Genomic DNA, 7,588 nt, shown 5'->3' on the forward strand with positions numbered 1-7,588 from the left:
GGGGAGACGTCCTTGGGCAGGAACCCGGAGGCGCCGGCGCGCAGCCCGCCCCCGTCAGGGCTCCCACCAGGGTGTCGGCCGGCGCGGCGGCGCCGTTGTCGGACACCTCGACGGTGACCCGGTCCGGGTGGTACGTCAGCTGGACCCGCGCCCGGGCCCGGCCGGCATGCTTGCGGGTGTTGGTGAGGGACTCCTGGACGATCCGGAACACCGCCAGGCTGGTGCTCGGCGGCAGCGGACGCTCCTCCCCCAGGACGGCGAACTCCGTGGGCAGACCGGCCCTGCGGGACTCCTCGACGAGCCCTCCGAGGTCCCCGACACCGGGCTGCGGCGCGGACGGCACGCCGTCCGCCTCCTCCAGCGCGTCGCCGGCCCGGAGCACGTCGAGCAGTTGGCGCATCTCGCGCAGCGCCATCCGCCCGGAGCCCTCCAGCGTGACCAGGGCGTCGCGCACCACCTCGGAGTCACCCCCGAGGTTCGCTCTGGCACCACCGGCCATCAGCTGCATGGTGGTGATGTGGTGGGCCACGATGTCGTGCAACTCCCGTGCGATGCGGCGCCGTTCCTGCGCCACCGCGCGGTCGGCCAGCAGCCTGCGCCTGACCTCCACCTCGTGCTGCCAACGCTTCAGCACCTCGGCCGCAACGATGACCAGCGCCGCAGCGAGCACGTTGACCGCCACGTCCCCCACCGGAGGTGGCAGCGGATGCCCCTGACCCAGCAGTGGCACGGCGGCCGCCACCAGGGCGGCCGGCACCGCCACCGCGATGCCGCGGGAGCGGGCCACGGCGAACAGCGCGACGCACAGCGTGCAGTTGAAGTGCTGCGGCACCGGCCCGCTCAGGTTCAGTGCCAGGCCGAGGACGAGCACACCCGCCAGTGACGCCAGCGGGTAGCGGCGCCTGGTGAGCAGCGGCATGGCCGCCAGTACGAGCAGGACCAGCGCGGTCGGGGCGATCGGCCGGCTTCCGTCCGGACCGCCGACCGTGTAGCCGAGGAGGTCCAGGGCGGCCGCCCCGACGGCCAGCAGCGCGTCACTGGCCGTCCAGGGCAGGCCGTCGGCTCTCGGCGACGGCGGCAGGGACTGGTGGTGCGTCGACATGCTGGTGCTGGTCCTTTCTGCGGCCGGTCGACATTGGCCTTCGCCGGTTCACCGCGACCGTCATCCATGAGCCATGTGCCGTTCCCGCAACGGCCCGCGGTCCCCGGGGGGAGCGCGTCCGCAGTCCATTCTCGCAGCGGCTCCCGGCCCCAGGCAGGTACCCCGGACCGATCCCCGACCAGGCCCCTGGTCCTGGTCAGGGCCGTGTACCGGGCCCAGGTCCTGACGGCGCTCTCCTCCCCCGCTCGGACGAGAACGCCCGGTACGCCGTGATGGTCTGGAGACGTGCCGGAACTCCCCGGCTACAGCACCGCTACCGGAGGACATCGCGATCCGCGCATGGGCTGCCCGTACTTCTTCGGCAGTCTGAGGACTTCGCGACCGTCGAGGATCGCGGCGACGCTTTCGGCGTACATCGACGGGCGGTAGAGGATCTGCTCGCCGTTCAGCTCGGTCCTGATGCTCTGCGCGACCTCGTAGTAGTCGCCCAGCTTCGGCGCCCGCATGTAGAGGAATGAGATGCTGACGATCGGTTCGGTCACGGCCAGCGGCTCTGGCACATACGCGGTGACCTTGTCCAGATCCGAACGATAGGTGACGCCCTCAGCCGGCGGCCCGAACCTCTTCGATCAGAGCATCGGCGGCGAGCAGGCCGAGGTTGTTGGCGGCCATGGGGCTGTCACCCGTCAGAAGCTCCCGGTCCCGGTGGGTCATGCCCGTCATGTCCTTGTTGAGGACATGAAGCCCTTGCTTCCCCAGCAGATCGGCGACGAGCCACTTCAAACGGCCCGGAAGATAGCCGATCCGCCGACCTGCTTGATGACGGCTCCTGCGACAGCCTTGGGCGCGCCTGGGTTCTGCGCCATGACCAGCCGACCGTCCTCGATCACGTCCGGGGCGAACGGCGTCGTCACCAGTGCTGAGCTTGACGTTCAGCAGCCTCTCTTCCTCGGCGTCGAGCACGAGGGCGTCGTCGACACCGACCTCGCCGAACTCTCCCCCAGCCTTCGGCCGGGAGGTGCCCCCACGATGACGGCGATGCGCAGGCCGTGCTGCTCGGCGAGGATCCGGTTGAGCAGGGTGGTCTTGCCGGAGCCGAGAAAGCCGGTGAGGACGGTGACGGGGACGCGGGTGTCCTGGCGCTTCAGGGCTCGGGGGTCAGCAGGCCGCGCTCGTAGGCGCGGACCAGGTTGCGCGGCACGAGGTGCTCGCGGCCGTCGATGGTGATCGGCACCAGCTGGGGCGCGGTCGCCTTCCAGTTGGCGCGGCGTATGGGCCCCTCCTGCCCGCTGGCGGGCAAGGAGGGAGGGTGTTCCTGCGGGACGTCTTGCGCTTGGGGACGGCCATGCCGGATTCCTCCTGGTGGGTGGTGATGGTTACGTGTGGGAGTGGTCGTGGTCCTGCTGGAGCTCGTACTCGTCCCACACGGGGAACGGGTCCTCGAACGTCGTCCAGACGTGCGGCCCGACCTCATGCTCGATGTCGTCCAGCAGGCAGTCGTCGAGTGCGGCGCACAGCTCGTCCTTGCGCAGGCCGGTGCCGATGAACACCAGCTCCTGGCCGCTGTGCACCTGCTCGTCGCCGAGGCCGGTCAGCACCGTGGCATCGGTCAGACCGGTCAGGTTGGTCATCGGGCTCGTCATCGAGCGCATGCCGGAGGGCTCGAAGCGGGCGACCGAGCCCGCCTGCGACCAAAGGCCGGTGACGGCCGGTCGGGAGGCCAGCCAGAAGAAGCCCTTGGAGCGCAGTACGGTGCCGAACTCCCCTGCGTCGAGCCTGCGGCTCACCAACTCCCAGAGCCGGCCGGGGTGGAAGGGCCGTTCGGCGCGGTAGACCAGGCTGGTGATGCCGTACTCCTCGGTCTCCGGCACGTGGTCGCCGTTGAGTTCGGCGACCCAGCCCGGGGCTTCCTGGGCTTTCGCCAGGTCGAAGAGCCCGGTGCCCAGGAGGTCGGCGGGCGGGACCCGTCCGCCGGTCGCGCGGACGATCCGGGCCGCGGGGTTGAGCCGGCCGAGCGCGGCGGCGAGCCGGTCGGCCTCCTCGACCGTGACCAGGTCGGTCTTGTTCAGGACCAGCACGTCGGCGAACTCGACCTGGTCCATCAGCAGGTCGCTGACGGTGCGTTCGTCGTCCTCGTACTGGTCGAGGCCGCGGGCCGTCAGCTCGTCGCCGCCGCGCAGTTCGGGCAGGAAGTTCGCGGCGTCGACCACGGTGACCATGGTGTCCAGGCGGGCGACATCGCCGAGGGTCACGCCGTCGTCGCGGGCGAAGGCGAAGGTGGCCGCGACCGGCATCGGCTCGGAGATGCCGCTGGACTCGATCAGCAGGTAGTCGAACCGCCCGGCCCGGGCGAGCCGGTCGACCTCCTCCAGCAGGTCGTCGCGCAGCGTGCAGCAGATGCAGCCGTTGGTCATCTCGACCAGGCGCTCCTCGGTCCGGGAGAGGGCTCCCCCGCCCTCGCGGACCAGCGCGGCGTCGATGTTGATCTCGCTCATGTCGTTGACGACGACCGCGACCCGCAAGCCATCCCGGTTGTTCAGCAGGTGGTTGAGCAGGGTGGTCTTGCCCGCGCCGAGGAACCCGGACAGCACGGTGACCGGCAGGCGGCCGCTCACCGAGCCGCCTTCCCGGCGGTCGGGCCACCGGAGACGTACGGCAGCAGCGCCATCTCGCGGGCGTTCTTGACGGCGCGAGCCATCGCGCGCTGCTGCTGGACGGTGAGCCGGGTGACCCTACGGCTTCGGATCTTGCCCCGATCGGAGATGAACTTCCGCAGCAGGCTCGTGTCCTTGTAGTCGATGTACGTGATCCGCGCTTCGTGATGGGGGCACCCCCGGCCGGAGGCTGGGGGAGGATTGGGGCGAGCCTTGCGATCCCGGCGGGCGGGGGCGATCTTGATCACAGCTTCCCTGTTTCTGGTGAGAGTTGCGTACGCGTCAGGCGACGACGGGATCGAGCAGTTCCCCGAAGGCGTCCGGCAGGGCCTTCCAGCCCGACTCGCCGGCCGCGAGTTCGGCGTCGGTGAGCAGGCACTGGTCGAGCAGCTCGGTGATCCCGTCCACGTCCAGGCCTTCGGCGGTGAAGCTCAGTTGCTGCACGCGGTCGCCGTGCGCCGGGTCCCAGTCGAGCGCTGCGGCGGCACGCCGCGCGGGCGGGTAGAGCTCCCAGACCGCGTCCGGAAGCGTGGCCAGCCACGGACCGCACTCCTCCACCGCCAGGTTGGCCCCCGCCGCGTCCCACGCGAGCATCAGGTCAGGCCGGTTGGCGAGCCAGAACCGCCCCCGGCTGCGCTGCGCGGCCGGGACCAGCTGGTCGAGGGCCTCGTAGAGCCGCTCCGGGTGCAGCGGCCGGCGGCGCTCCCACACGAGCGTGGCCACGCCCGCCTCGTCGGCGGCCTGCGGCAGCAGGGCCAGCGCCGGGTTGACCCGGTCACGAGCGGCCGCCACGTCGAATCCCCCGAGCGCCGCACGAACCAGAACTCCGCTTCCCAGCCGCGCGGCACGGGCGGTCGGATGGAGCTGACGCAGCATCGCGATGCCCGGGTGCAACTCCGCCGTCCCAGCGGCCTGCTCGGCGTGGGAGAGGGCCAGCACGTCGGCGTACTCGATCTGGTGGGCGAGCGCCTCCGCCACCGTACGGTCGTCCCCGCCGCAGGTGTGCAGACCACGCTCGAAGAGCTGGTCCGGGACCGACAGCTCCGGGACGACCCGGAGCGGGTCGACGGCCGTGACCACGCCGACCACGTCCACCACCTCGTGCATGCACCGGTCATCGACCTCCCCGCCCGCTATCACCTCGACCAGCGGGTGCGGGTCGCTGCCGCCCCACAGCTCCACCACCGCGAGGCGGTACCTCCCGGCATCGGCGATCTTCAGCAGTTCGGGCAGCAGGTCCTCCCGCAGCGCGCAGCACGGACAGTCGTTGGTGAGCGGCACGAGGGCCTCGCCCAGCGGGCCGGACGCGTCCCAGGCCTTCCGGTCCACCCTGCCCTCGGCGGCCGCGGTCAGGTCGTGGTGCAGGACCACCGCGCCCTCGCAGTCGGCGAGCAGCTCCAGGACGGCCTGACGGCGCTCGGCCTCGTGCAGGCCGGCGACCACCACCACGGGCAGCAGGGGTTGTTGGGACACGGGTCTTCCTTTCTCAGGCGCCACCACCGGCTTTGGTCGGCAGGGCAGGTCGGGGGCGCGCCCCGGGCCGCGCGGCACGGGAGCGTGCGCGCGGCACGGGGCGCGACCGGTTCATGCGGCGTGCTACCAGCTGGCTTTGCGCACACCGGGCAGGAATCCGGCGTGGGCCTGCTGGCGCACCCCGATACGGGAGAGGCCGAAGGCGCGCAGGTAGCCGCGCGGGCGGCCGTCGACCGCATCACGGTTGCGGACCCGGGTGGCGCTGGCGTCGCGCGGCTGGCGCCGCAGCTCGGCCTGCGCGGCGAGCCGGTCCTCGGGTGCGGTCGCGGGCGAGGCGATCAGGCGCTTGAGCTCGGCCCGGCGCTCGGCGTAGCGGGCGACGACCAGTCGGCGCTGCTCGTTCTTGGCGATCTTGCTGCGCTTGGCCATCAGACCTTCTCCCCCCTGGCGCGCACGACGGCCACGGCCTTCTCGATGCCGAGCTTGTCGACGGTCTTGATGCCCTTGGCGCTCAGCGTCAGGCGGACGAACCGACCCTCGCTCGGCAGCCAGTAGCGCTTGGTCTGGATGTTCGGGTCGAAACGGCGCCTGGTGCGCCGGTGCGAGTGGGAGATGGTGTTGCCGAAACCGGGCTTGCGACCGGTGAGTTGGCATTGGGCGGACATGGCGACTCCGTGCCGGTGAGGACAGCGACGGCGGACGGGGCCAGCCCCGTGGGAATGCCGCCGCTGCCGCGAACGTTGAGCTGACACTACCCTAGATGAAAACGAAAACCATTACGCTAGAGTGAAACCCACATCGACCCGCCACACCAGGAAGGACCCCGATGGCCCGCAACGAACTGCGCCCGATCATCAAGCTCCGCTCCACCGCCGGCACCGGCTACACGTACGTGACCCGCAAGAACCGCCGCAACGACCCCGACCGCCTGGTGCTGCGCAAGTACGACCCCGTCGCCCGGCAGCACGTCGACTTCCGCGAAGAGCGCTGACCACCCACCCCACCTACCTCCAGGAGAACCCCATGCAGCCCGGCATCCACCCCGCCTACCGCCCCGTCGTCTTCCGCGACAAGGCGGGCGACCTTGCCTTCCTCACCCGATCCACGGCCACCAGCGACAAGACCGTCGAGTGGGAGGACGGCAACACCTACCCCGTCATCGACGTCGAGATCTCCTCCGCGAGCCACCCCTTCTACACCGGCAACGCCCGCGTCCTGGACACCGCCGGCCGCGTCGAACGCTTCCAGCGCCGCTACGGCCTCACCGGATCGAAGCCCGGCACGGCGAGCTGACACACACCAACTCGTCCGGTACGCCGAAGGAGGAATGAGTTGACCTCGCAGGGCGAGCCTCGCTCGCCGCCCGTCACCGTGCTCGGCGGCCTCGCCACCGGCATCCGAGACTGCGTCGCCGACCTGGCACCCGTCGAGGTCCCGGCGCTTGCGGTGCTCACCATGGGGGCACCTCCCGGCCGAAGGCCGGGGGAGGCTCGGCTCCGCCGGCCGTACGGTCTCCTGGCAGGTGCACGAGCGCCGCGGACCGGTCGCGGCGGCGGCACGCTGACGCCGGCACGGTGGCCTTCCGCCACATCCAGGGCGACCAGGTCCGGCGCCATGGCCGGTGGCAGGGTGAGCATCACATGCCGGTAGCGGGCGGTGCGCGCCATCTGATCCGGGACTGCCTGAAGACCGACCACCACCGCCCGCCCCACGCCAGTGCGCGAAGCCGGCGGTGGCTCTTCCCCGGACGCCAGGCTGGCCGGCCGATGGCGGCGCGGAGTCTCCAGACGATCCTCAGGGAGGCCGGAATCGTGCCCGGTACCGGCCGCGCCGAGGCGTTGCGCCAGTTCGTCGCCCCCACACCGCCGCCTGCGGCCGCGAAGGCACTCGGCTACACCGACTTCACCACCGAGCACAGGCCGCGACGGACATCGGGTCCACCTGGAGCCGGCACACTGCCGGAGACCACCAGCGCCGACTGGCCCCTGGGCGTGCCGGTGGGACACGGGCACCAGGCCTGAACGGCCTGGGTGTCGCGATGGTCCCGGCCCTGTCAGGTCGGCCGGTTGTTCGGCGGTGCGGCCTGGGGACTGCCCGGATCGGGGGCGGATGGTGGCCAGGTGGGCTGGGCGAGGTGGTGGCGCAGGGCGTCGAGCCGGGCGAGGTGGTGGTCGAGGGCCGCGTTGACGGTGTTCGTGGTGGCGGCCACTCGTGCTTCGAGGTCGTGGATCCGGTCCAGGAGGTCCTGCCAGCGCCTTTCGGCGGCGGCGACAGGGTCAGGCGCGGCGTCGGTCGCTGTCATCGCGGAGCTGGGCGGTGTGGTGGGTGAGGGCGTCGAGGCGGGTGGCGAGGTCGCCCT

Annotated in this window: 12 protein-coding genes and 2 pseudogenes; 3 read left to right on the forward strand and 11 right to left on the reverse strand. The window is 71.5% G+C overall.

The window, feature by feature from the left end:
• From J0670_RS24095 to rpmB, 10 genes and pseudogenes are all read right to left on the reverse strand, one after another.
• Nucleotides 1–1,102, reverse strand: a 1,102-nt coding sequence (locus J0670_RS24095; RefSeq protein WP_207813743.1) for a sensor histidine kinase, incomplete at its 3' end; no start/stop codon positions are given.
• A gap of 302 nt (nt 1,103–1,404) precedes the next feature.
• Nucleotides 1,405–1,689 (reverse strand): annotated as a pseudogene (locus J0670_RS24100) (acetoacetate decarboxylase family protein); the annotation flags it as partial.
• A gap of 16 nt (nt 1,690–1,705) precedes the next feature.
• Nucleotides 1,706–2,065, reverse strand: coding sequence for a hypothetical protein (locus J0670_RS24105; protein WP_207813754.1), 360 nt, complete (start codon nt 2,063–2,065; stop codon nt 1,706–1,708).
• Complete coding sequence (locus J0670_RS24110; protein WP_307806665.1) at nt 2,035–2,250, reverse strand: GTP-binding protein; 216 nt, start codon at nt 2,248–2,250, stop codon at nt 2,035–2,037. The genes J0670_RS24105 and J0670_RS24110 overlap by 31 nt, the downstream gene beginning before the upstream one ends.
• Nucleotides 2,247–2,449: pseudogene (locus tag J0670_RS24115) on the reverse strand (bL32 family ribosomal protein). Before J0670_RS24115 ends, J0670_RS24110 begins: the two are co-directional and overlap by 4 nt.
• Before the next feature lie 29 nt (nt 2,450–2,478).
• Entirely contained in the window at nt 2,479–3,717 is a 1,239-nt protein-coding gene (locus tag J0670_RS24120; RefSeq protein WP_207813745.1) for a GTP-binding protein, read from the reverse strand.
• Nucleotides 3,714–3,995 carry a 30S ribosomal protein S18 gene (gene rpsR, locus J0670_RS24125; protein ID WP_207813753.1) on the reverse strand — a complete coding sequence of 94 codons (282 nt, stop codon included), beginning with the start codon at nt 3,993–3,995 and terminating at the stop codon, nt 3,714–3,716. Before rpsR ends, J0670_RS24120 begins: the two co-directional genes overlap by 4 nt.
• Before the next feature lie 43 nt (nt 3,996–4,038).
• The gene (locus J0670_RS24130; protein ID WP_207813746.1) at nt 4,039–5,229 is read right to left on the reverse strand and encodes a GTP-binding protein; all 1,191 of its coding nucleotides are present in this window, start codon (nt 5,227–5,229) and stop codon (nt 4,039–4,041) included.
• A 123-nt stretch (nt 5,230–5,352) separates the two neighbouring features.
• Entirely contained in the window at nt 5,353–5,658 is a 306-nt protein-coding gene (gene rpsN, locus J0670_RS24135; RefSeq protein ID WP_207813747.1) for a 30S ribosomal protein S14, read from the reverse strand.
• A complete protein-coding gene (gene rpmB, locus J0670_RS24140) occupies nt 5,658–5,894 on the reverse strand; it encodes a 50S ribosomal protein L28 (protein ID WP_207813748.1) in 237 nt (78 codons plus the stop codon). The genes rpsN and rpmB overlap by 1 nt, the downstream gene beginning before the upstream one ends.
• 161 nt (nt 5,895–6,055) lie before the next feature.
• On the opposite strand from rpmB, the gene rpmG reads away from it, so the two are divergent.
• From rpmG to J0670_RS24155, 3 genes are all read left to right on the forward strand, one after another.
• Nucleotides 6,056–6,220 carry a 50S ribosomal protein L33 gene (gene rpmG, locus J0670_RS24145; protein WP_207813749.1) on the forward strand — a complete coding sequence of 55 codons (165 nt, stop codon included), beginning with the start codon at nt 6,056–6,058 and terminating at the stop codon, nt 6,218–6,220.
• 32 nt (nt 6,221–6,252) lie between these two features.
• Complete coding sequence (locus J0670_RS24150; protein ID WP_207813750.1) at nt 6,253–6,522, forward strand: type B 50S ribosomal protein L31; 270 nt, start codon at nt 6,253–6,255, stop codon at nt 6,520–6,522.
• 518 nt (nt 6,523–7,040) lie between these two features.
• Nucleotides 7,041–7,250 carry a hypothetical protein gene (locus J0670_RS24155; protein WP_207813751.1) on the forward strand — a complete coding sequence of 70 codons (210 nt, stop codon included), beginning with the start codon at nt 7,041–7,043 and terminating at the stop codon, nt 7,248–7,250.
• A 32-nt stretch (nt 7,251–7,282) separates the two neighbouring features.
• Here J0670_RS24155 and J0670_RS24160 read toward each other — a convergent pair.
• A partial coding sequence (locus J0670_RS24160) for a hypothetical protein (protein ID WP_207813752.1) occupies nt 7,283–7,588 on the reverse strand: 306 nt, incomplete at its 5' end.

Source organism: Streptomyces sp. FH025, from assembly GCF_017427025.1.
Lineage (GTDB): Bacteria > Actinomycetota > Actinomycetes > Streptomycetales > Streptomycetaceae > Kitasatospora.